General features: G+C 45.2%; 16 protein-coding genes and 1 pseudogene. 2 read left to right on the top strand and 15 right to left on the bottom strand.

Annotated features, from left to right (window positions below; genetic code table 11):
- Positions 1-167: 167 nt before the first annotated feature.
- The 11 genes and pseudogenes from ACHZCY_RS16440 to ACHZCY_RS16380 all read right to left on the bottom strand — a co-directional run bounded on the left by ACHZCY_RS16440 (position 168) and on the right by ACHZCY_RS16380 (position 18146).
- Positions 168-1148, bottom strand: a complete 981-nt coding sequence (locus tag ACHZCY_RS16440) for a phosphotransferase (protein WP_319549670.1) — start codon at positions 1146-1148, stop codon at positions 168-170.
- A complete protein-coding gene (locus ACHZCY_RS16435; RefSeq protein ID WP_319549669.1) occupies positions 1148-2302 on the bottom strand; it encodes a hypothetical protein in 1155 nt (384 codons plus the stop codon). The genes ACHZCY_RS16440 and ACHZCY_RS16435 overlap by 1 nt, the downstream gene beginning before the upstream one ends.
- Positions 2299-3357 (bottom strand): N-acetylneuraminate synthase family protein, encoded by a 1059-nt coding sequence (locus tag ACHZCY_RS16430; RefSeq protein ID WP_319549668.1) that lies wholly within the window; start codon positions 3355-3357, stop codon positions 2299-2301. Before ACHZCY_RS16430 ends, ACHZCY_RS16435 begins: the two co-directional genes overlap by 4 nt.
- Positions 3354-4982, bottom strand: a complete 1629-nt coding sequence (locus ACHZCY_RS16425) for a cytidylyltransferase domain-containing protein (RefSeq protein WP_319549667.1) — start codon at positions 4980-4982, stop codon at positions 3354-3356. Before ACHZCY_RS16425 ends, ACHZCY_RS16430 begins: the two co-directional genes overlap by 4 nt.
- 126 nt (positions 4983-5108) lie before the next feature.
- Positions 5109-6032: a Wzz/FepE/Etk N-terminal domain-containing protein gene (locus ACHZCY_RS16420; protein ID WP_319549666.1), complete on the bottom strand. Its 924-nt coding sequence runs from the start codon at positions 6030-6032 to the stop codon at positions 5109-5111.
- A gap of 72 nt (positions 6033-6104) precedes the next feature.
- Positions 6105-8141, bottom strand: coding sequence for a polysaccharide biosynthesis protein (locus tag ACHZCY_RS16415; protein ID WP_319549665.1), 2037 nt, complete (start codon positions 8139-8141; stop codon positions 6105-6107).
- Positions 8142-8887: 746 nt separating this feature from the next.
- Positions 8888-10550: pseudogene (locus ACHZCY_RS23640) on the bottom strand (IS1634 family transposase).
- Between the two features lie 936 nt (positions 10551-11486).
- Entirely contained in the window at positions 11487-12584 is a 1098-nt protein-coding gene (locus tag ACHZCY_RS16395) for a sulfotransferase family protein (RefSeq protein ID WP_319549661.1), read from the bottom strand.
- Positions 12585-12876: 292 nt separating this feature from the next.
- A complete protein-coding gene (locus ACHZCY_RS16390; RefSeq protein WP_319549660.1) occupies positions 12877-13614 on the bottom strand; it encodes an arginyltransferase in 738 nt (245 codons plus the stop codon).
- A gap of 17 nt (positions 13615-13631) precedes the next feature.
- A complete protein-coding gene (gene gdhA, locus ACHZCY_RS16385) occupies positions 13632-14981 on the bottom strand; it encodes an NADP-specific glutamate dehydrogenase (protein WP_319549659.1) in 1350 nt (449 codons plus the stop codon).
- 177 nt (positions 14982-15158) lie between these two features.
- A complete protein-coding gene (locus ACHZCY_RS16380) occupies positions 15159-18146 on the bottom strand; it encodes a PEP/pyruvate-binding domain-containing protein (RefSeq protein ID WP_319549658.1) in 2988 nt (995 codons plus the stop codon).
- Positions 18147-18533: 387 nt separating this feature from the next.
- On the opposite strand from ACHZCY_RS16380, the gene extKL reads away from it, so the two are divergent.
- Entirely contained in the window at positions 18534-19745 is a 1212-nt protein-coding gene (gene extKL / locus ACHZCY_RS16375) for a multiheme c-type cytochrome (seleno)protein ExtKL (protein WP_394713409.1), read from the top strand.
- Between the two features lie 51 nt (positions 19746-19796).
- On the opposite strand, the gene mobA is transcribed toward extKL, so the two are convergent.
- Genes mobA through mqnB form a run of 3 tightly spaced genes read right to left on the bottom strand, consistent with a single transcriptional unit; the run spans position 19797 to position 22250 of the window.
- The gene (gene mobA / locus ACHZCY_RS16370) at positions 19797-20747 is read right to left on the bottom strand and encodes a molybdenum cofactor guanylyltransferase (protein WP_319549657.1); all 951 of its coding nucleotides are present in this window, start codon (positions 20745-20747) and stop codon (positions 19797-19799) included.
- A complete protein-coding gene (locus ACHZCY_RS16365) occupies positions 20747-21598 on the bottom strand; it encodes a 1,4-dihydroxy-6-naphthoate synthase (RefSeq protein WP_319549656.1) in 852 nt (283 codons plus the stop codon). The genes mobA and ACHZCY_RS16365 overlap by 1 nt, the downstream gene beginning before the upstream one ends.
- A complete protein-coding gene (gene mqnB / locus ACHZCY_RS16360; RefSeq protein ID WP_319549655.1) occupies positions 21585-22250 on the bottom strand; it encodes a futalosine hydrolase in 666 nt (221 codons plus the stop codon). Before mqnB ends, ACHZCY_RS16365 begins: the two co-directional genes overlap by 14 nt.
- A 131-nt stretch (positions 22251-22381) precedes the next feature.
- Here mqnB and queA point away from each other — a divergent pair, with 131 nt between their 5' ends.
- Positions 22382-23542 (top strand): tRNA preQ1(34) S-adenosylmethionine ribosyltransferase-isomerase QueA, encoded by a 1161-nt coding sequence (gene queA / locus ACHZCY_RS16355; RefSeq protein ID WP_324292240.1) that lies wholly within the window; start codon positions 22382-22384, stop codon positions 23540-23542.
- A 178-nt stretch (positions 23543-23720) separates the two neighbouring features.
- Here queA and ACHZCY_RS16350 read toward each other — a convergent pair whose 3' ends face one another.
- Entirely contained in the window at positions 23721-24374 is a 654-nt protein-coding gene (locus ACHZCY_RS16350; protein ID WP_205223472.1) for a DUF2959 domain-containing protein, read from the bottom strand.
- Positions 24375-24451 lie beyond the last annotated feature (77 nt).

Genomic DNA, 24451 nt, shown 5'->3' with positions numbered 1-24451 from the left:
AGGTTCCGGCCATAACAATATTTTTTAATTCTTAGGAATGCCGAAAGCAGATAATTCCCGCAAAACAACACAACATTTGCACAGTATGGGCTTAACGATATGTTTACCTTTCATATTTATTAATATTCCATTTATAAAAACAACCAAACATACCAGTAAGTAATAATCTAAATTATTTTTTTAACTAAAGATATTGACGACAAGAATAGTTCAAAAAACTTTTTATTATTACCTGGAGCAAACTTACTGTTAAGACAAACAGCACAAATGTTTAGCTCCATAACAGTATCAAAAATCTCTTCTTCAAAGCCCTTTAGCTGAAAAATGTCTTTGAAAGAATCAATAAATTTAGAGTAAAAAAAGTTCCTATTAAGAGCAAAAACCATAGGCATTAAATACAAAAAGTCTGCCATCCAATATCCGCTAGAAACTTCTTCGAAGTCTAACAGCAAAAACCTCATATCAGAATCAATAATAATATTATTACAATGCATATCACCATGAACAAAGCTATAATTCATTGGTGCGTTATCATTATATGATTCTTCAAGAACTCTTAAAATTTTCCTTTTCACCGAGGAAGACAAAAAGAATACAAGTACTCTGGCAAGGAAAAGTTCCCCCTTAGACCTTTCTGTATTCATTGGTCCGCTTAACAATAATTTCCTCCAAGAAGAAACAAACTTATCAGTCAATTCATATAAATCAATCCGCCTGTCTCCTTGGTCATAAAGAACATAAATTTTTCTGAAAAATTCGTCCATAGATGCAGAGAGATAAGGGCCCTCGACAACCCCGTCACCATTGTCTACCTCGATCAAACTCTGCCTGAGAGTTTTAGAACTTAGATACTCTAACAAAAGATATTGATTGCCTACCTGAAGGAGCTTTGGTGTAAATCCATCATGCCCGTAACTCTGATAAAATGCCTTTTCACGTAGAATTCCTTTGTGAAATTGTTCATCTGCTTCAGGATGGCACCACTTTAGAACTGCCATATCCCCACTCGACAAGCGCTTTACCTTCAGAGTCCAACGCCCTTTGCGGAGGTTAAAAAAAAGCACCTCCACAACTGACAAACCAAGTCTATCAAGGTCACCCCGTAACGCTTCAGGAAAATAGTCAAAGTTTAAGACATTATCTGACATTACCAATTTCTCTCGGCGAGGAAAGATGCTACAGATGAAGGGTCGGACTGGACCGGAATCTGCATAAGAAAACATGGACAGCCTGTGATCGCATTAATGAAAATACGCCTCAATTCACCTCTAAACGCTTCGATTGTCGGCAACCCGCATTCCTCCCCTGCAACCGCCCTTCCCAATCCGATTATTTCACTGAGTGTCTTTAACTCGCGGGACGTCGCATCAACACTTCTTTCGGCAAACTCCTCTCCCTCTATAGATTTAAGCTCAATGGTATCGTAATTTCCACGAACAAGAAAAAAAGCTCCCCCAAGACGCGCTATCTTTCCCAACCGACCTTTCCCTAAAACATGCACTGGTGGTACTTTTCGCATAGGGTTTCCTCTTTTACCGTCCAGCTGGGCAAACCAAGAACGCCGCTCAAAAAAGGATAAATATTTTTGTGCATACTCATTAAGCAGCTTGGGCTTTCCGCGAAGATCACTTGCATAGATACTTAGAGTTTTAGGGTTAAAAAAAACATGCCCATCAGATGACAGAATCGAAAAATCCTCTGCCAAGTACGAAAATTTTTTATCCTCCAGCAACCTGAACATCGTACTAGTTTTGCCGCACCCCCCGGTCCCTGCTAAAAGGATTGCGTCCCCATTACATCCCAAGGAAGCGGCATGGATAAAACTTGCTTCTTTCTTCAATAGCAACCCATGTAACACAAACCAAAAAAGAGAATAAGACATCACCGAAGTTGTTAGATTTCTTAATGGTTCCGGTAGGACGATTCTTTTCTGCTGCAATGAAGCATACGCTGCACGGATAATGTTCGCAACATGCATGTAATCACCTGTTCTTCCTTCCACCTGAACATCAATTCGGCAATCACGATCTTTGTTAAATAAACCAACTACTGTTGCTGTGAACTGTGGGCCACAAAATTTAAAACCTTCCTTATTGTACTGAAAGTTTTTGCCGGAAACAAAATCTGAACAAAAGTCTACATTGGAAGAAGCTTCATGAACAACTAAATGTAAATCGGGGGCCACGCCAGAATCGAACATGCCGCCGCTGCTAAAATTTTCTTCAAAGAATTTAGCATACCGCTCCGGACATTCAATTACCACCGAGATAGGTCCAAACCATCCAGAAATAACCACTTTCATTTCAGCATACCTAGTTGCAAAGCGGCGTCTTCAGGTATATCTTTTAATGCCATTTTCCCAACGACCTTTTCGATAAGCCTCGGACTAATCCCGCTAGCAGGGCGCTTCCAAGTTAAATCTGAAAACTCGATCACCTGACCAGCGTGTATAGCTTTTGCTGCGACTAAACTTCGACGAGCATTTTGTCGGGCAGGCTGTTCGGACAAAAGGGCCTCTTTATCAAACTTACCCAATAAGGTAAAAGTTCTTTCCAGGTTTGCCCTAAAGAATTTCAAGTCCTCTTTATCCATCGCATGGTAATGGTCATTACCAGGAAGCATTTTGTCATGGGTAAAATGCTTTTCCAAAATAACTGCTCCTAATAGCGTCGCTACTTCAAGAACTTTCATATCCTTTGGCATGGTATGATCAGAATAACCGACGATTCGATCGGGATATTCCACCATCAAAGAACGAATCATTCCAAGATTAGCATTTGCATCATCAGTTGGATAGTTTAGCACACAGTGCAAAAGTGCAAATGCATTCCCGTTCTCCTCAATCCACCCCACAGCCTCAGAAATTTCATCGAGACTAGAGGCTCCAGTCGATAGGATTATCGGCTTTCCAAATTTACAAATATATTCAATAAAGGGTTTATTGGTGATATCTGACGAAGAGATTTTAAAGACATCCATCAAATCATTTAAAAAAGTTGCCGACTCTACATCAAAGGGTGTGCTCATAAATTCAATATCACACTCATCACAGTACAACTTAAGCTGTTCAAATTCGGCCTTCCAAAATTTGTCGTACTTTTGAAAAAGCTCGTACTGGCTAGTTGTTGGCTCTTGAGACAAATCCCAATAGGCCGGGGAATACTTTGAAGCTATGGAACCAGCGCGGTACGTTTGAAACTTAATTGCATCCGCCCCCCCCTCTTGAGCCTCATCAATCAATCGTTTTGCAATATCAAGCTCCCCTTCGTGATTTACGCCGGCCTCAGCAATTACATATGGTCGCCGCACAAGAGGAAAATTGAAGAATTGCGACCTAAAAATTTCACGTATTTTCATATTTCTTCCAACTCTTTTTTGATTAGCCGCTGCACCCTTTGCCGGCCGGAGCGTAAACCGATTTTCCGCATAGCGGCCACCATTTGTTCACGGCGACAAAAGCTTTCAGCCAAAGATCTAAAGGCCTCTAAAATAGAGTCACCCGACAGATTCGTCCCTAGCCCAAGATGAACGAACCCATTTTGTTCACTGGCAAAAAAATGCGTCATCTCGCGCTCATTCTGCGCAAGAACAATGGCTGGGACACCAAGAGCAGCGACCTCATATACAGTTCGTCCGGCAGAGGTGAAAATCAAGTCAGCAGCACTCATCAAATCTGAGATACGACTGGTATCTTTGTAAATCGTTACGGTTTCAAATGGTGCCAGAGACTGATACTGAGTATATCCAAAACCGGTGATTATATTAATACGAATATTGTTTTTAAGGCAGTAAGAGTGGAGAGATTTTAAAACCTTTTCGGTAAAGTTGTTAGGATCAACACCACCAAAAGTTAAAAGAACATCCTTTACAAGGGGCTGAACATACTTCTGAGGCGTCAAAACAAACTCATCCCTCAACACAAAATAATCCGCCCCGAAATAATGGTTGGGTAACGCCACATCTTCGGGATAAATAGCATTAATCACCAGGTCGGCGTACTTGGCACCCTCTCCTAAGTCTTCAAAGTTAACAACTCTAATTCCAGCATTCTTGAGCCCGCGAATATATTCTGGTGTAGTGTCTAAAATATCATTAATCACTATATCAGGATTAATGTCTAATACATCCTCAAGCAGTTCATCGTTTTTTTGAATTTGGACATCATAATTTCTTAAAGAAATTTTTTCCTTTGCAAGTCCGCTTTTCTTATCTACTAAAAAATTAATTTGATGATCAAGAATATCATTGGCAACCAGCAAAGTATTATACACGTGGCCTAGACCTACTTCATGGTATCCGGATACTACAAAAAGAATTTTCTTTCTTCTTAGAAAATACTCGCAAAGATTCCAATCCTCAAAGGTATCAATATCAATTTCTTCACCTCCATCAAGCAAAAAAAGTTCTACATTGTCCCCTATACGGTTATTTTCAGAAATTACAGAGGAGCGACTGATAAGGAAGGCCCCAGTCTCCCTAAAAGTGGGCTTTAAAAATTGCCGATTAACCCTCTCCTTGTAATTAGGCAGATACCTCCCACTCTCTTTAGTCCAGGTAAGATGGGTATCATCTCTTGCAGCGATAACAGTATCGATACCAGCATTTGCCGCAATCATCTCAATAGCCTTATCAAGAGTGTGGGTTCTGAGAAGCGGGGAAGTAGCTTGAAGAGTGATTATCAATTCATATTTAGTTCTTACACTTTCACTAATATCGCAGTATGCTTGATAAATAACAGGGTCTAGAGTTGTTGAGTCTTTTGAAATCTGTGGGTTTCGACGGTGAACATTAGCTCCTAGCTTTTTTGCAATCGTCACAATTTCTTCATCCTCACTGGAAACGTACACATCAGGACTATAAGTTGAGGCAATGGCGGTCTTAATACTATAATAAATCAATGGTTTACCAGCCAAAGAACGAAGATTCTTCCGTGGGATACCCTTTGAGCCCCCTCGTGCTGGAATAATAATCAGTATTTTCATTTTTTCTTAACAACCTGGTATTTTTTCCACTTCCGAAGGATCTGTAGGTACGCTAAGAGCTAGCTTGCCCTTTATGGAGTAACCTGATCTAGGAAATTCACCCAACAATTAAAAAGCACGATAACTTTATGACAAATATTCCATAGATTTGCGAGAAGTGCCTTTTTTCTTTTCTTCTATAAATTCTAAAAGAAACGCCAACAAAGAGCCAAGAAGTCCTCCTATCAGGAAAGCAACAGCTAAGATATTTTTCCCTTTAGGCTTGAATGGTTTTTTAGGAAAAACTGGCTGCTTTACAATCTCCAAATCTTTGATTTTTGTTAATTGCAATTCAGCATTTTCAACAGCAATACGAGAAGACTTTAAAGATATAATTTCTCTGTTTAACTTACTTTGTAAATCTGTGAGATGTTTTTGCATCATATAAATTCTATTTATATACAGTAAAGTTGCAACCGCATCAGACTTCAGCTCTATCAGCCTTTTTTTCTTTTCTTTTTCAACCAAATCAAGCAACTGTGTTGCCTGTAAAATTTCCCTTTCTAAAAATTTGATTTGCGAAGCGGAGAAATCCACTTCGGTTTGGGCTAAGAAAATTTTATTCTGAAATATTTTTTTTTCCGGAATCAATTTTTCTTCGATATCTTGTAAGATACAAAAAAGAAGCTCACGCAAAAAATTAAATGCAACATCAGGATTCTTGCTTTGCGTAGAAATATGAATCGAAGTCATCTTTTTAGGGATAAACACTCTTAATTGTGGAGTTTCCTCTACAGTAAATTGCAACTTTTCTTGAATTTTTCGGTTATACTTTCCACTCGAGATATATTGTTGAATAATTACTGATTTTTGAATTTGCCTCCCATTAACACCAGTAGCTGGCTCTATTATAGCTGATACCTTATAGGAATTGGGCATTTTCGATAAAAGAAACCACGCTAGAGTTGCGACTACAACAGTCACAATAATAATCAGTATTTTTCGTTTCCACAGCACCAAAAAAATATCGCGCCAGGTGATTTCATCACTTAGCAGCTTTTCATTTTCCATTTTAACCTCCCTGTAAAATACACCTTTTAGCCAACTGCAAAATAATGGTGAAGAATGGCTGCCGCTATGCTTTCATACATAGTGATTTGCCTTTTTTTCTGTTTTTATCGACTCAGCTTTGTAATCCGGTGTGTATTCGGGGATCAGTTGCTGCAGCACGTCTTTGATACCATGGCAATCGTGTGCTATGGCTTTTTGCTTTAGCTCTTCCAAACCAATGTATAAATCACTGCAAGTCAAGCTGTTACCTTGTAAAACCATAATTTTTTCGTGTTTGGTTTCAATAATACCTTCACCTTCGGTAATCAGCTCTTCATAGAGTTTTTCCCCTTCCCGCAATCCTGTGAATTTAATCTCAATTTCCGTGTCTGGTTGGCGCCCGGAAAGCTTTATCAGATCTCTTGCCATTTCAGCAATTTTAATTGGTTCGCCCATTTTCAAAATAAAAATTTCCCGGCCCTGCCCCATAGCTCCTGCTTGGAGGATAAGCTGGGCAGCCTCTTCAATTGACATAAAATAACGGGTTATGTCCTGGTGAGTAACCGTTACCGGGCCTCCCATCTCTATCTGCCGCTTGAAGAGTGGTATCACTGAACCAGATGAACCAAGAACATTCCCAAAGCGGACAGCCATAAATATAGTGTTATGGCATGACGCTTTCATTCCTGAGGAAAAGATGTCGCTGTTATTATTTTCAAATCGCCTGCGGGCGGGACAGAAACTACCGTCCCATTTTTCCATGCTGTAAGCCATCATGAGCAACTCGGTCAACCTTTTAGAAGCGCCCATCACATTAGTAGGCCGAACCGCTTTATCGGTGGAAACCAACACAAACCGGTCTACACCATGTACAATAGATGCCTCTATCAATAGTTGGGCTGCAAAAACATTATTATAGATGGCCTGCCAGGGGTTATTCTCCACAAGAGGAACATGTTTATACGCCGCGGCGTGAAACACAACAGCTGGCTGATATTGCTGAAACACCAACTCCAACAACCCCTGATCCTGGACTTTGCCTAGGATAGTTCGGATGGCGTAGTATTGGTGCTCGTGCTGCAGTTCCATCTGAATGGAGTAGAGATTTTCTTCACTAGCGTCAAAGAGGATGATCTGTTTTGGAGCAAAACGGAGGACCTGACGACAAAGCTCTGAACCGATTGATCCTCCGGCTCCGGTAACTAGGATTACCTGGTCGCAGAGGTAGGAGCCAATTTCCTTCTGATCCAGTCTGACTTCCTCCCGCCCCAAGAGGTCGGCATAGGAGATATCACGCATGGCCTGGACCGAAACCTTTCCATCAATAATCTCACCTATCCCTGGCAGAACTTTAAAAGGGATCTCTGCCCCTTGGCAGCATTCCACAACACGCTGCATAGCAGATCCGCTGATGGAGGAGATGGCAATCAGCGCCTCCTCGGCTTTCACACGGCGGACATGCTCCTCCAAGTCCTGGATTAACCCCACCACCGCAATCCCATGGATCTTCATTCCTGTTTTTTGTGGGTCATCATCAACTAGCCCAACCACAACATAAGGCAGATCGGTATTGTCCCCAATCTCCCGCATCACCTTTTCCGCATAAGCCCCTGCTCCAACAAGAAGCAATCGTTTTTTACGGGAAACCCTATTTTTAGAAAATAATTTTCTCGGTCCCTGCATGTTCTGATAAAAATGACGGATAGCGACCCGATGTCCACTGATCAGCAAAAAGGTGAGCAGAGTATCGAGGATAAAAACAGACCGGGAATACCCCTGAAATCGATTGGTAAACAGTAAGATGATAATGACTATACCAGCAGCACAAACAGTTCCTTTGACAATATTTAAAATGTCATTATAGCTTGTATAGCGCCACATACCTCGGTAGAGACCTAGCGCATAAAAAACAGCTATTTTTATAGTAATAAGCAATATTGTTGAAAATGAAAATGAGAAAAAATCCAGGGCCGCGAGGTTGTCAGCAAAACGAATAACGTTAGCCAAATAATGCGCAACAATAAGTAAAAGGATATCAGTAGATACAATCAACCAAAACTTCGGATTAGCGGCAAGGGTCTTAAACAGAACCAATTGGGTCTTAATATTCTGACGTGCAGTAGAGTACATAAGGTAGATCGCATCACAGGTTGAGGTAAAAATTACCCCTAAAAGATTCTAACCCACAGGGTCGAGCCCCAATTTAATATTGGTTAAACAAGTTTCTATTGAGAGAGGCAACATTCATAATTCCTTACCGCCTCAACTGAAACTGAAATCTTTTTACTAAGGGTCTTATTGAAAATTGCCAAAGACTAGTCTTCCCCCCCTACATTGGCCGCAAATCCCTTAAAATATTCACTCCTTCGCACGAGATTGCCCCCTCGAGAGTGGCAAGAACCACGGCAGAAAGCGGCAAATTTGCACGACAATCCTGACACGCAGGCCCATCTAGGTGGCCAAGTCATATCCTTTGCCGAATCTTTGTAGTAATAAAACTAAGCGTTTAAAAAAAACAATTTTGCAGGGTGTGGGAAAAAGGGCCACCACTAATATAAAGCAGTTAATAAGCTGATAAAGTCTGTCATTCAAAGAAAGCCGACTATTTAAGCTCATTGGTGTTCCAAACGACAGGGCTTAGTGAATTAAGTGAAGGTGCTCCTGCACGAAATGTCCTAAACAATACCAGAGAAAAAATCAAGCTATTTACCTCAATATTATTCCGGCAAAATCAACCACTTCCGGCCGTCAAACAGGAGTTTATGGATTAGAAACTGCTTTCCCGGTTAATTACCTGTAGTTTCGGCACAATAACCCTGTCATCCTTGTAAGACCCCATCGGCCATTTTCCCATCGAAAATTTGAATTATCTGGCTCTACAATTCGTCAGGTTCTTCCAGCATCCGGACAGCTTTTTTCTTTTTCGGTATATACAGGAGGCAAGAATGCAGTTGACGCATACTTTGCATCGCCGTTTTTGCTGTGATATGCAAGCCTGCCTTTCGTAAGCGCAGCTCAATGAGCCGAAGAAACGTCATCGCTACAACGCATGTAAACATATGGCATTGTATTTTGCTGTCCGTCCCGTGACGGATCGGGCGCATGCTTATCTGTTCTTCGTCTTTGGCAAGACGAAACCCTTCCTCAACCGCCAACCAATTCAGGCTGCCCTGCACGATCTCTTTTGTTTCCCAATCTTCAATATCGATAATGAGAATATTTTTACCGAACTTTTCGATATATCGAACGATTTTATAATGATTTTTTTTTAAAATTGAGCTGGAGCCTTCCCTCGATTTTAGAGATTTCTACCTTGTACAGGTCTTCCGCTAAATGGAGTTCAACGCATCTCTTCCGATAACGTTTCTGTATATCCCCTTTGTTCCGCCACTGAAGAGCCTGGCGATTCACTTTGCCTTGGATTGCAAATAAAAAATCTTGCAACTGGAGCAGCCATTTTTCAAATCCATACCGCTGTTTTGTCGCAGTCAAAGGATTGTACGTCACTATCACCGTACGCTTCTTTCCCCAATATTCCCCGGTTGTCCGCTATGCTTGCAGCTAATCATCGTGCTTGCCTTGTTTGATCAGCTTTTTATTTTTGAGAGTACCCAGCGGCATAAACTTATCCAGTTTGACACCGGCAAGGTCCTCGCCAAAATAGGTGGAATATGTGGTTATAAAATGCGCACCTTTCCGAGCGTCGATGGCGGCAATATTTTCCTCGCTGTTCACCCCCTTGTCTAAAACAATGGTTAATGCAGCGTCCTTGCCTGTTTCTTTCCGCATTGCCGATATAAGCGCATTTGTAACATCCAGGAACACTTTCGAATCATGGCGATTTCCTTCGTAAGCCTTGTAGTAGAAAGGAATACGCTTGTCTCTACTCTCGAGAAGTGCAAGCCCTATTTGCCGCAGCCAATTCCGCCCTTCTTTGCTTTTTCCGAGCTGAGCCAGTTCAGAATCAGTCTTGCTGTCCATGAAGTTGTAGTAGTTGGTCGTATCAAACATAAAACAGTCGGATTCAGGCGGTTCCAATCTATTGATACGTGAAAAGAATGTATCTGCTCTGGATATCAAGTGATCTTCGCTGACATGATCCCATTTCTGCCAAAACATCTGTGAGTTGAGTTCACTGATTCGAACCGGACGGATATGCTGGATTGCCGTGTTTTTGTACCAATCTGGCATGGCGTTTTTTGAACATGCAGCCACCATGTGGTTGTACACAGCGTAAACAAAATGTTCACCCACAGAGGGTTTATCGGACTCCCTTTGCTATGGGACAATTCCATCGATAATTTCAGCAAGATTTACTTGTTGCTCAACCAAATTTGCAAGCCAGAGAGAGCCAAACTCCTGGGCTTTTATCCTTTTGGGTAAACTGGTCTTTCCTTCAGCCATTTCAAGGATCCGCTGTAGTGAACCCAGGTACACGTGATTAATAACCTTTGGTTTTCCGTCAACCCTGACCATCTCCCTGATGTAGTAGTAGGGTCTGCCTTTTTTCATTTTTTTGTAAGTGAACCATGTTGCCATATTAACAGTTGGGTCTTACATGCGTAATGAAAAGACAGAGAAAAGGTTGATTTTCTCTATTTTTTAAAGGAGAATATCCTGAACTGGAAGGGGCCTTACGGGTTGCAAACACATAACATGTTGATTTTAAAAAGGAAAAAAATTAACGACTCTGCTAAACATTAAACTCCTGTCAAACAATAACCACCTGAAAATTGGGCCAGCAAATTCCGGAACCAGAAAGCCTTCTCCTATATGCCCCGCCTCACTGTCCCAAACTTGGATATTCCAAGACATATTCCGTCACGACGCCAGACAATAGAAAAGCGCAAGCAACCAATTTAGCAAACGGGTTGCGGGGGGATGTAGCTTTTTTTTAAGATTCGTATATAACTCAACTATAAAAAAACACTTTTGCCGGACGCCTCACGTTGGAAGCGACTCTCCTGACTACTAGCCGGAGGAATCCAAATTTGGAGGAACAGCCAAAGTTGGTGAAAACAACATTTAAAGGCTTGGCAGAAGAGTCCCAACCAATTGACTTGAAATATTGGATTTTCAAGCTCAAAAGAAGCATTACAAATCCGGCGCCAAGAGCCCCTTCAAAAAACGAATCATTCATTCCCGGAACGTAACTTCTCACCCTCTCTGGCATATTTTGCCTGCCAGAGACAGCTGAATTGCTGCGAAAGGATTAACTCACTGACACGTCAAATCTATAACAGACAGCTTGAAACAATGCTTTTCCACACCATCAATACCAAGGCGATCATCGCTGCCGACAACATCCGAGCAGTTCGGGCAGAGCCCCCCAGAGTGAAAGAATTGGGAAGTAAACCCCAAAAGGTGAAAAAATCCATGCCACAAACAAGCTCTCCAAGGCTTACATCGGGAGCACTCGCTCAAGGCTCCATACAAGTTCAGCCCCACCTGAAGCGCATCACCATCAAAAACAACCTATATTTTCCCGCCCAGCAGGTTCCTAATTCTCCGCAATTTTTCAGCGATTCTCCAAGCTGCAGTGCTCTTCATAAGTTCAACTTCACCAGCTGCCTGTTCATAGTTGTTTTGTAATTTCTCAACCTCACCTAACAGATCGTTTTTTTCCTTTGAGAGTTCTTCCAGTCGTCTGCGCACTTCAACATTATCATCTCTACATACCTGCAGTTCTCTTTCCAGATCATTATACGTATAATACGCAGACATTACTTGTTTGAAATCTTGAAAAAGGAAAAAGTCTTTCTCCGTATTGTATTGCTTTCTTATTTTATCAAATTTTAGGATGGAGATTCTCTGTTCCCCCTGTTCGCACATAGCAAAAAAGAGATCAACCGCTTGATCTACCAGGCCTGCCCCAAAACCCTCTGTAAAATTCTCGCTATCATGGTGCTTTAATTTTTTGTCAACAAACCCCCTGGCTCTCTCCAGGTAATCATCTGGAATCACATCGTCCAGCCGGAATACTTCTATGAGTTGTTCTACAACACACTCAGGCTCATTGACCAATTGATTAAAAGATAGAAAAACCCGCCGGCAACCACGTGAATTTTTCTCTGCGGCAAGAGTATGATTCATCCATAAGTTGATTCCCTTATTCAAAGAGAAACCGTTTCTAACTTGCAAAGATTTAGCCACTTCAACAGGATGACGTATCGGCAAAATGCAGACAGGCAAAATATCACTGCCTTCACACGCCTCACGCCATAGCGGAAAAAGGATACTAATTCGTGGATCTTTGATACTAAATAGCGATGCACCCTGAAATTCTTTTTCAAGGAATTGCTTTATCTCTTCTTTAAAGAGGGTAGTCGTCTTTTCTTCTAACCATTCTTGCCCGAAAAAAAACGGGTCATCCCAGCGAAAACCACACTGCTGAATGAACCTCTCATTCAAATCATATACCCGCTGATTTTCAAAGAAACCTTTAGGGTTGTCGACCAAGGGTGACAAAAGTTTTTCGCCTAATTCCACCCCCAATGTATTCAGTAACCCTGTCAACGCTGAAGTACCACTCCGGTGCATTCCGAGAACAAAGATACAAGTTTTGCCACTCACACGAAAGTCTCCATCCTAGCTCGCTCAATTTTAACGAGGCAATTACCAAGTCGTTTTTCAATGGTATTCATCGATAATCTCTTAAAGTCTAACAAGTACAGCCAATGCCACACCATTCACTCAGGACAGCGATTTTTTTCTTATATAGAAAGGATATAAGAAACTGGGTGGGTACGGATACATGAAATACAACACAGTAAGGCAAGTAGTTTTAATATGGCAACTAACTATCCTTTAACCGAGTGAGCTTCTCGACTACATCCACCACAATTTTACAACGCAGGTCCGAACTTTATTGCTGCTCTTGCCATTCCCCATCAACAAACAACTCATGGGGCCGAAACCTTTTTTTATAATCCATCCCTGGAAGGTCCTTAATCCAGTACCCCAGGTAGAGGTAATCAATTTTTTGATTTTTGCAAAAATTGTTCAGGTACAAGATGTTGTATGTACCCAAGCTGCGCCAGCTCTGCTGCGGGTCAAAATAAAAATAGACAGCATTCAACCAGCCAAAGGAGGCATCCACCACCGCTACCCCGACGAGTTGGTCGTCTACCCGATAACGGATTTCGAAACAACGGGCAATGGTCGTAATAAAAAAACCCGTATAATACCCTTCTGCGTGATTATTGCTCTCAGGAAAACGAGTGGTTAAAAACGATTCCAGCAGGTTCAGGTTTTCCCTGGACATGGTCAAGGGAGCGATGCCCGCTGTTACATCCCTGTTTTTCTTCAGGACTCTTCGCTGATTACGGTTGGGCCGAAATTTTTCCGGCCGGAGCCGAATAGGTACGCACAAAGAACAATCCGGGCAGTGCATGGTGTACATGCTGTTGCCGTTTCGCCTATACCCTTGGGCAAGAAACTTGCCCATGATCGCATCATCGAGCCAGCCGAATATCCCTTGATGGTAGACTGCTTTTTGATCCAAACCATAGGGGCAACGGGCGGCAACATCAACAAAATAATGACCTACGTTACTCTTGCCGCCTTCACCATCAGTAGAGAAGCTGTTACCATTTTCATCCACAGCAATGATGCCCTCGACTACACTAGTCCCTGATCGAGCATGGCATTTACCACATTCACAAACCCGGCAATATTTGCTCCGGCAGCATAGTTCCCTTGCAGGCCGTATTCAGCAGAAGCATCCACACAGGTAGTATGAATACAATGCATGATCTGCTTCAAACGACTATCCACCTCCTCCCTTGGCCACTTCAAGCGCATGGAATTTTGCGCCATCTCCAGCCCTGACACAGCTACCCCGCCGGCATTGGCTGCCTTACTCGGCCCATACAGGATATGATTTTCAACAAAGATATCAACCGCACTTGGCGAACTGGGCATATTCGCCCCCTCACACACAAGCTGCACCCCATTGTTGATCATGGTCTGCGCATCTTTTTCGTTGATCTCGTTTTGAGTAGCGCTGGGCATGGCGCAATCAGCCGAATGCGTCCAAATCGGATTATAATCCAATCCAGGATCAGTCTCTACATAAATGGCCTGCGGATACTTTTCACAGTATTCTCGGATACGCCCACGACGAATATTTTTGATATCTTTTACATGCTCAAGCTTCTCGGCATCGATCCCCTCTTCATCAAAAATATACCCTGACGAATCCGACAGGGTCAGGACCTTCCCCCCCAGCTCCAAGAGCTTTTCCGCTGTAAACTGGGCCACATTGCCGGAACCGGAGACAAGACAGGTTTTCCCTTCCAAAGTTTCCCCACGGGTACCGAGCATTTCAGCAGCAAAGTAGACCACGCCGTACCCGGTTGCCTCAGGTCGAATCAAACTCCCTCCCCAGGCAAGACTTTTTCCGGTGAGGACCCCGGTGAATTCATTGCGCAGCTTCTTATACATGCCAAAGAGATAGCCTATCTCGCGGGCACCGACGCCGATGTCGCCTGCCGGCACATCGGTATCCGGACCGATATGCCGTTGCAGTTCAGCCATAAAGGCCTGACAAAAACGCATAACCTCGGCATCGGAACGTCCCTTGGGGTCGAAATCCGCCCCTCCCTTACCACCACCCATTTGCAGCGTTGTCAGACTGTTTTTAAAAACCTGCTCAAAAGCAAGAAACTTAATAATGGAAAGCGTCACTGAAGGGTGAAAGCGAAGCCCACCCTTATACGGGCCGATAGCGGAGTTCATTTCCACCCGAAATCCGCGATTTACGTGGACTTGTCCCTGATCATCCATCCATGGGACACGGAACATAATCACCCTTTCCGGTTCGACTATCCGCTCCAGGATAGCCTGCTTCCGAAACTCCGGGTTTCTTTCCAGCACAGGCCGTACGGTTTCCATTACCTCTTGAACGGCCTGGTGAAATTCTTTTTGCTCAGGATCCCGTTGAATGATCTTTGCCAGTATACTGTCCATTTCCTCTTAGTTCCCCTCTTATGCAGAAAATAAATCGTTCACCAGGTGCCATTATTTAACGGTGCCAAAAGAAGTGTGGGTGGATAAGCGTAGCGCATCCACTAATTTCAACCCTCGGATTCCGCGTGGATGCGCTGCGCTTATCCACCCTACGGCACAGATGTGCTTAATTGCCTCTTAGGTTTCCTCTTCAAGGAAACCTATGGCTTCTGATGTTGTTCCATTTACTTTCAAAGTAAAGCTCTGAGTAAACCGTACATGGCGAATGTACGTTCCCTCTATAACCAATTCCTGCTGTTTCAGCACTTCCCAATCGATATGCTCGTTATCTTTATCGTCATTATCTGCTCCCGCAACCTGTTTTGAGTTCACCATCAGATAGGGGATATCCAGGGAAGTGATATTTTGGAAGAAATGAGAGCCTTGCGACGGCTCCGCATTCACGCTGGAATCCTGCACCTCAATGATAGCGGTTACGCCGGAAATATCATGCCATTGTACAGGAATACCAAGCCAGGGGTCGGCTGTGCCCCATCTTCCAGGCCCAATAAGCAGATATGATCGCTGCTCTTTATGCAACCGCCTATTGAATTGTCCGATTTCCTCAGCAATCTTTCGGGTGGCCGCCCTGTCAAAACATTCAGGTTTTACATACACCACATCACCTATCGCATCGTATACACCGTGTCCCAGAGAACGTACTGAGGTTATTATTGCCCGCTTACGCTCTGCAGGCAATATACGGGTCTGCTGTTTTTCCATCCCTGTGACAATGGGTCGCACCTGCAGAAAATACAGTTCACTCTTTTTCGGTTCCCGGTGCAAATCAACAGCAAACTCCACCTCAACCTCGCACCCCATGCCCTCTCGAGCAACAGCAACCAGCTCAGCCAGCAACTCGGGCAACGGATACACATCATACTTTAGGATAGGGGCAAAGGTCAGCACTTTGTGACCGGGAATATCCGTATCCCGGATGCGGTTTTCCTGACTGTTATAGGTCGAGCATAGCAGACGAACAGGATACTCGGTGACAGCCTCACTCAATTGACGACGAACCAGGTTACTGTTTGCCCTGTTCAGGGAACTGTCTTGTCGACAATCTAACGCGTAAAAACAGCGCTGACTATTTTTGAGGATATCTTCCACTGTTGAAAATTGGGGCAGATATTCCGGATATTTTGGAGAAACACGAAGACTGCTTTCTCCCTCGACCACGGTTTTGCCAAACCCCAAGGCCAAGTGAGCAATCCCTTCCTCCGCCGCCATCTTGCCCACCGGATAATAGTTGTAGGACTGGACCACCCCGGAAATGGCGGGGTAGTAAAAATCACCCTGCCGACAACCAACCACTTGCTGAATAATCACCCCCATGGAATCTTCCTGAGTTTGGCCGATGGAGTGAGAAAATGCCCGCGGCGCCTCAAACCAGGTAGAAGCGTAGACCAGCTTGACCGCATCCATAAGCTGAGACAGACGAAGCTCAAAAGAGGGATGGGTATTGGCCAGCATAAAGGTACTATACAGTCCGGCATAGGGTCTGAACTGTGCATCCTCGAGCATACTCGATGACCGTACCGAAATGGGAAAAGACACCTCTTTCAGATAGGCCTTTAAATCCTTGAGAAGCCACTCCGGTAAGTCAGCATTGAGAAACCGATTGGCAATGGACTCATCCGGCTCACCATCGATGGGTTTCAAATGGTTCTGATGGATAAAATCATCAAAGCCGACATTGGCAATAACACAGGTCTGCGGGATCTTTACCGTGTAGGCAGACAAGGTCGTTTTATTTTTTTCCACATGATGGAGTATGGAAGACATAAAAGCAATCCCCCTGGCCTTGCCTCCCATCGATCCCCTGCCGATACGAACAAAGTCAGTGATACGCGGATCAAAACGTTCCCGTTTAAACTGTGTCACAACTCCCTGCTGTCTCAGCTTACGCAAAGCATGCACCTTGGATAAGATATCTTCCCGCAGCTGCTCATCATCAGTAATCTGCGAAAAATGGTGTTTATGGAGTCTGGCCGCCAGTGCGACCTCTGCCCGTGCCATTACCCAGTTAAAAAAATGGTTGTGTTCCGCATGATACCGGATCGATTCCAGCGGTATTTGGCGCAGCTTTTTTTCAAATTCGTACAGACTGGATACCCGGCCTACCTGGGTTAGATCCGGCAGCCGAAAAACAAAATCGCCAAACCCGAGATAACGAAGAAAAAAATCATGCACCTGCTCCTCAATATCCGGAGCATTTTTATCAACAAAAACCGCTGGTATCTCATCAACCACGGCCTCATTTTTCGGATCAGTACTCAGCATCAGCAGAGGTAAATCCTTTTTTTCCTCCCGTATTTCCTGAAGCAACCTATACCCGGAATCATCCTGCAATTCACCTGAGCGTGGAAAACGAGCATCAGACATAACGGCAAACACATACGGCTTATAGCGATAAAAAATATCCAATGCTTCTTCATAGGTGGCAGCCGTTAATATCTTAGGCCGGGCACGCATTTTCAGCAAACGATGCTGCTCATTGAGCCCTTCTCCAAGCACTGACTGGGTCTGTTTCACCAATTCCTTATAGAGCAGCGGCAGAAGACGAGAGCGATATACAGGAGAGTCCTCTACCAGCAAGATGACCCTGACCATTGCCTTTTCAGTATCAAAATCAACATTTTGCTGATCTTCTACGTTCTTGACTATGGCCAACAAAATGTCTGAATCGCAACACCACACATAGCTATTGTCTATGCAGCTAAAAGAATCGCCATGTGGATCAATCATCACATCACGATTGGTATGAGAAAGAAGGACGATTGGTATCTTGCGATTCTGCTTTTTCACCTGGGAACTAAAGGTGCAGCCATCTATGCCACCGAGATGGGGCATGGTTACCACCAGGTCGAATTCTCGCTCCGCCAGAAGGGCCATAGCCTCCTCGCTGGTAGCCACTCGGGTGATACGAGGTGGCTGGCTCAGGTTATGGCCGAAATACTCATTGATGATTCGGGAGGCGAGACTGCCGTCTTCTTCCATGATATAGGCATCATAGGGACTGGAAACGAGAAGAATTTCACGCACCTTATAGCGCATAAGTTCGTGAAAAATCTTAAAGTGCGGATCATAGCCAAAGGCTCTTGAGTAGGGCTGAACACCAGTCATGGGACACCGGAAAGTGTGAGGGTACAGGACATATACACCATTGTACCTTATCCTTTTCTTTTTATGAAAAATTTTCTCCAGGATAGAAAGAGTATCCATCCAAAATACAAACCTTGTATAATCACGACAAGACCTTCCTTGTCCAACTACAAATAAACTTTACATTTCAACCACATTGAAGGATAATATTTTCACAATCAACAACAATTCTCAAACTATTGTTCAATTGAGGAGGTGACGAAGCGACAGAATTGCATGACCAGCCAGTTAACGAGTTATCACTCTCACGCCATATTTTCCAAGCACCCCTGTTACCGAGCTGCCAAAACGGATTACAAGGTCAGCGCTTGGGAATTGGTTACAACTGCAAGCAAAAAAGGAGGGATCATGAAGTTAACCGTTTTACACAAGGTCGGCATATGTATACTGTCGATGCTCATTGCCACATTCGCAATGGCCAACGCCAAGGAGGCGAAGACCATTGATGAACTTGTTGCCATGTTTGACGACAAGAAATGCGCTGAATGCCATGAACAGATCTACAGCGAATGGCAGGCATCCTGGCATGCGAAAGCTATCAACTCATCGCTCAAAGGGATGCGGAACTTTATAGCTGTAGGCTTGGCCAAGGAATGGGACACCCCGCTGACCAAGGCGGAAGTCCTCAAGTGTCTCGACTGTCATGCTCCGGCTGTTAATTTTGCATCCGAAGAACTGGCAGTAGAAATCGGCAACCTGATCGTCACTGCCTTTGAAAAAAAAGGATCTCCTGCAGGATCTCAAGCTGCTGAACAGTTGGCCAAACTCAATGTCGGCTGCTACTCCTGCCACAACATCAAGGCCACCAGTATAGCTCCCGGCCTCCGGGGAAAACCCAAAAAAGGTGTAATGTACGGCCCCAACGGAGAGGATGGGGATGACTTTCACGAGTCTATTGAATCGGTTGATATCTCGACATCCGCCTTTTGCATGCAGTGTCATGGTGTCTACCATGCCCCGGATGGAGAAACCATCCAATGCAACACCCTTTCAGGAAGCTACCGGCACGGGTATCTCGCCGCCGGCGGCAGCAAGACCTGCCAGGAATGTCACCTTAACAAGGGGCACCTTTTCCCCGGTGGCCATGACCTGGATACGGTAAAAGAGGGATTGGGCTTTAACCTCGAAATCGCCAAGTACAACCACCTTCCCGGCCAGATAGAAGGGGTGAAGAATCCGAAGGGATGGGTCCCCAGCGCGGTCATCACCGCCTTTGTTGAAAACAAGGCCGGCCACCGCATTCCTGACGGCTGACTGTGGTCAGGCAAAGTGGTCCTGGAAGTGACCGCAAAAGATACAGAAGACAACGAACTGTTCAAAAAAGAAAAAAAATGGTTTGAAATCGGGATTGACCCGGACAAGGATATGCGCTACGGGGCATGGCAAATCAAAGAAATTATTGACCTGACCCTTCCCCCGCTACAAACCCAGCGCGAGCAGTACCTGGTTCATTTTGATACGGATACGGATGAAGTCACCATCAATGCAAAGCTTTGGTACTTTATTAGCGGCGGCAAGGGTGAAATTGTGTATGAGGAGACGCGGACGCTTGAGTATTAACAAAACGTAGAAGGCTAAATCCTGCAGGTGAAAAAGAAGACCGTTTCTTTTTCACCTGTGCCTTGCAAGGTCACTTGGCGTGTTTATGTTGCGCCAACATCTGCGAAGCGACGCAGGCGGCTGATCAATAAACACCCCAGGCACCCCCTGTAATCGATTGATGCGCAACGAACCTGCTGCCACAATATCTTCCACAGCCTTTCGGCAACGATAGTCATAGTAAGCAAGCAGCGGCTCAACCCTTCCATTCCCCTCAAGATCGGCTAATACTGCATGCCGGCCAATCCTCCGCCGACTCAGCAACCATTGCAAAGCTTGTTCGTTCATCTCCGGCAGGTCGCAGGCAACAATCAGCCATGACACCTCAGGTTTGTACCGTAAGGCAGCGAGTATCCCGGCAATAGGCCCAGCAAGCCCTTCTACATCGGCAATCTGATCCAGTTCCGCCAAAGAATCAGGCAACTCCCCTGCCCCGGAGACGATCACCTTCTCGGTCTGGTGCTGCAACACTTCCACTGTCCGTTCCAGCCAGGTTTTCCCCTGATGACGGATAAGGTGCTTTGCCCGCCCCATACGACGACTCTTGCCACCTACCAAAACGCACCCCCAGACCGGAGCATCCAACCACCGGCGACCTAACCACTCGACAACCTTGTCAGTGACACTGCCATTGGCAAGCTCACGATGATCAAAAGTGAACAACTGCCCAGTATTACCTCTGTCAGTGTCATTCAACCACAGGTGATGAAACAAGACCGGTAACTCACTCTCCACCAACACAGCATCATACTGCCGACACAATACATGCAATTGGTCGCAAACTTTTTTTGTTACCGGAGCCTGCAACTTGAACACTGCACAGGAAAGATGCAGAGCCTCGCATTTTGCCGTTACTCCAGCAATAAAAGCTCTCCGGTGGGCAGTCTCTCCACCACAGATTCCCAACAGTGGTAAGGCTTCCAACGGCAGCAACCCGGTAGGTGCCGGTTCCTTTTCCCGCACTATCGAAACAACCTCCAATTCCCTGATTGGGGTTGCTCGAAAACCCCTGCCTCTACACCTTTACGGAGCAATGCTTCAACTGCGGCAACGCCTTCGTTGCCAAGATCAAGCGAAAACTCATTGACGTATAAATCAACATGACTGCGAACAACATCGTCTTCCAATTCCTGGGAATGCTGCTTGATATATTGACTGCAGGCATCGGGGTTTGCCATGCTCCAGCGAAGACTGGCAGCTATAGCCTGATCAAGTTCAGCAACCACCTCATTTGTCAATGACCTTTTAGCAGCAATACACCCAAGAGGGATGGGTAAACCGGTGGTATCCTCCCACCATTCGCCAAGATCCTGCACGCACTCCAGTCCTTGCTGCTGGTAGGTAAACCGACTCTCATGAATAATGACACCGGCATCTACAGCTCCTGCCGCAACAGCGGTGATGATCTCTTCAAAGCGCATCACTTCCAGATTGGTCACTTTGGGCGAAAAGAGCTGCAGCAGCATGGCAGCAGTGGTGTAACGCCCGGGAATGGCTATCCGCCAGTCTTTAATATGTGCAGGTTTCGGCTGAGACCCGGTAATAAGCAGAGGCCCACAACCACGCCCCAGTGCTGATCCGGCATGCAACAAGGCATACTCGTCCAGCACATGGCCCAAGGCATGAAATGAAAGTTTGGTAACATCCAGCCTCCCTGCCATGGCCCACTTATTTAGCGTCTCCACATCATCAAGAACAGGTGCAGCTATCTCCACCTGCTGTAACGGTACTTTATCGTGTACCAAACCATAAAAAATATAGGTATCATTAGGACATGGAGAATAGCCCAGGGTAAGCGGCTTATCGTTGTTCATCAAGCATTCCTCTCAGTACCATGGCTGCGGCCTCAGCGCATTTATCTGCAGCCGGCTTAACTTGCCAGTTTTCGCGGTTTCGATCCTCCACCAGGTTTGATATACAGCGCAGTTCAACCAGCGGCACGGCAAATTCCTCACAAACCCTGGCAGCGGCGGCTCCTTCCATATTTTCACACAACCCCTGATGGAGGTTGCCAAGCATCGTCCCCCGTCGTTCGGTTGCACTTACACCGTTAACCGTCACAAAATTACCCACTTTATACACTATCTCATGTTCATCCAAAATATCACACGCCTGCCGTAACAAGGATTGATCGAGTTCAAAGGTATATTTGCCCCCCAGCCCTTCCCCTGGCAAAGGTTCAATTCGATCATCAAAACAGATGCCTAAATCTCCTAAAATTTCGTGCTTGGCCAGACAGAGATCCAGCAGTCCCACCCCATTTTGCCGCCCCAGATAGGCACCGCCAATGCCGATATTCAGCACACAGCTCACCTTACGGGGAAAGGTTGCCAGAAAAGAGGCCAGTCGGGTAGCTGTTTCAACCGGCCCAATTCCGGTAACAAAAGTTGTCACCTTCTCGTTCTCGCCGTACTGACGACAAAAAGCCGCCATCTCAAAATCAGTGGCGGCAGTCACAATATTCATAATATATCCTCAGCAAAAAGGGCTAAGACGACACAAGACTTTCCAGACAATATAGAGTAGATTAGCGTGCTCTGCATCTTGAGAGCAAGTTACAGATTTTAGACATAATAAATCAAAGAGTTAGCGACCCTGTGGTAGTTACACTCCAACAACATTACCCATTACTCTTTACCCTTATCTATTCCATGCCAGACAAGTCGTACAGGTTAAGTGATTATGATTATCACTTGCCCCAGGAAAACATTGCCCAGCACCCTGCCCACAAACGTGACCAGAGCCGTCTTCTTGTGGTCGACAAAACAGGCGACATGCTGGAGCACCGAAAGTTCACAGACATCATAGACTACCTCCGTTCCGGCGACCTGATTGTCGTCAACGACACCAAGGTCTTTCCGGCACGTATACTCGGCAAAAAAATCACAGGTGGACGGGTTGAGCTGTTCCTCCTGGAGTTTCCGCGCCAATTATCCCCTTGTCCAGAGGGGGAAGGGTGGCATGAGGCCACGGCAATAGCCCTTCTTAAAAGTTCCAAACGCCCCAAACCCGGCGTTACACTCCACTTCAGCCCAACGCTCACGGCAGAAGTTGTAAGTTACCAGGAGGACGGCAAAGCAAATGTGCGGCTGCACTATCGCCTCACCGCGTCCACCACAGACCTGGAATCGGTCCTGGAAGCCCATGGCCAAGTGCCGCTACCGCCTTACATCAGTCGCAGTCAGGGTAGCACAGGGGAAGACTCCAAGCGCTACCAAACGACCTATGCAAAGCACACGGGCTCGGTTGCTGCTCCAACCGCAGGACTCCACTTCAGCTCCGAAGTACTCACCCTGCTTCAGCAAAAAGGTGTTGTAGTCGAACATATAACCCTGCATGTTGGGTACGGCACCTTTGCACCGGTACGAACCGACGATATCCGCGACCATATCATTCATAGAGAATATATTTCCATATCTCCAACAACAGCGGCAGCTGTTAACAGAACGAAAAAAAATGGCGGGAGAATATGGGCAGTAGGAACAACAAGTGTACGCACACTGGAGTATGCAACCGATGAACAAGGAGAGGTACAACCCATTGATGGTGTGTGCGATCTTTTTATCTATCCAGGATACAGGTTTCGCACGGTGGACAACCTGATCACCAATTTCCACCTCCCCCAATCCTCTCTCCTGTTTTTGGTTTCAGCGCTAGCAGGCAGGGAACGGATGCTCCACGCATACAATCATGCGGTAGAGCTAGGTTATCGTTTTTTCTCCTATGGCGATGCAATGGCTATTATAACCAAAGGGTAGTGTCCCGGCAACGCTGCTCTGTTGTATCTTGCGTGCCCTTTTCCGCATCAGCTTTGCCAGGCCATGTGCCACATAGAGACACTATGCGACACATAACCCGGCAACGCTGATGTAAAAAATTACAATGCAATATTCCAACATTTCATCGTTGTCGTGACACTAGTTTTCTGTCGTTGGATTATCCGTTTTGGAGCTTGGTTATAAACTGATCAGCTTCGCGGATAGATGTTTCCATCTCCCGGACAAGCCGGGCAACATCTTTTTCCAGGCTAACCAGTTCTCCCTGGAGAGCAGCTATAGCACGGGCGTTGAGATTATGTTTCAGGTACAGGACCTGGTCATGAAACACAATCAGCACAGGCTGAATCTTTTCTTCCGCCCGTTTCATTGCACTTATCAACCGCTTATACTGCACCTGGGTTTGCTCAAGCTTTTGCTCACTGTCTCTTCGCAAGGCAGCACTTGAGTAAAGATCCAGTTCTTTTTCCCACTCATCAAAGAGTGCATCTGCAACAGACTCTACACCGGCAATGCGATCATGGACCGCTTCCGCCTTTTTCTCACTCTTGTCATATTCTGCCTTAAGGACAGTATACTGTTCCTCAAGATCGCCACCTTTCACTTCAACTACACTGGAGAACTGTTCAAAAGCCGACTGAAACTGCTGTTTGGCTTCTTCCTGCGCGTCCCGAGCTTCACCCACCCGGTCCACCATGACATCTCGCTTGTGGACACCAAACTTTTCCAATGTATTATAATAGGTGGAAGAACAACCGGACAGGGATGCCAGCAACGACAACAAGAATAAAGAAAGAATAAAAGAGCGAGTCATTGTTGATCTCCCATCAACTAGGCCCGGGACCTATTGGCCCCAGGCATATAGCTATATTGTAAATCGGCGGCGTATTG

Source organism: Desulfogranum marinum, from assembly GCF_963675105.2.
GTDB classification, from domain to species: Bacteria; Desulfobacterota; Desulfobulbia; order Desulfobulbales; family Desulfobulbaceae; genus Desulfogranum; species Desulfogranum marinum.
The sequence above is the reverse complement of the archived record's forward strand: the minus strand, read 5'-3'. Positions and strand labels throughout refer to the sequence as shown.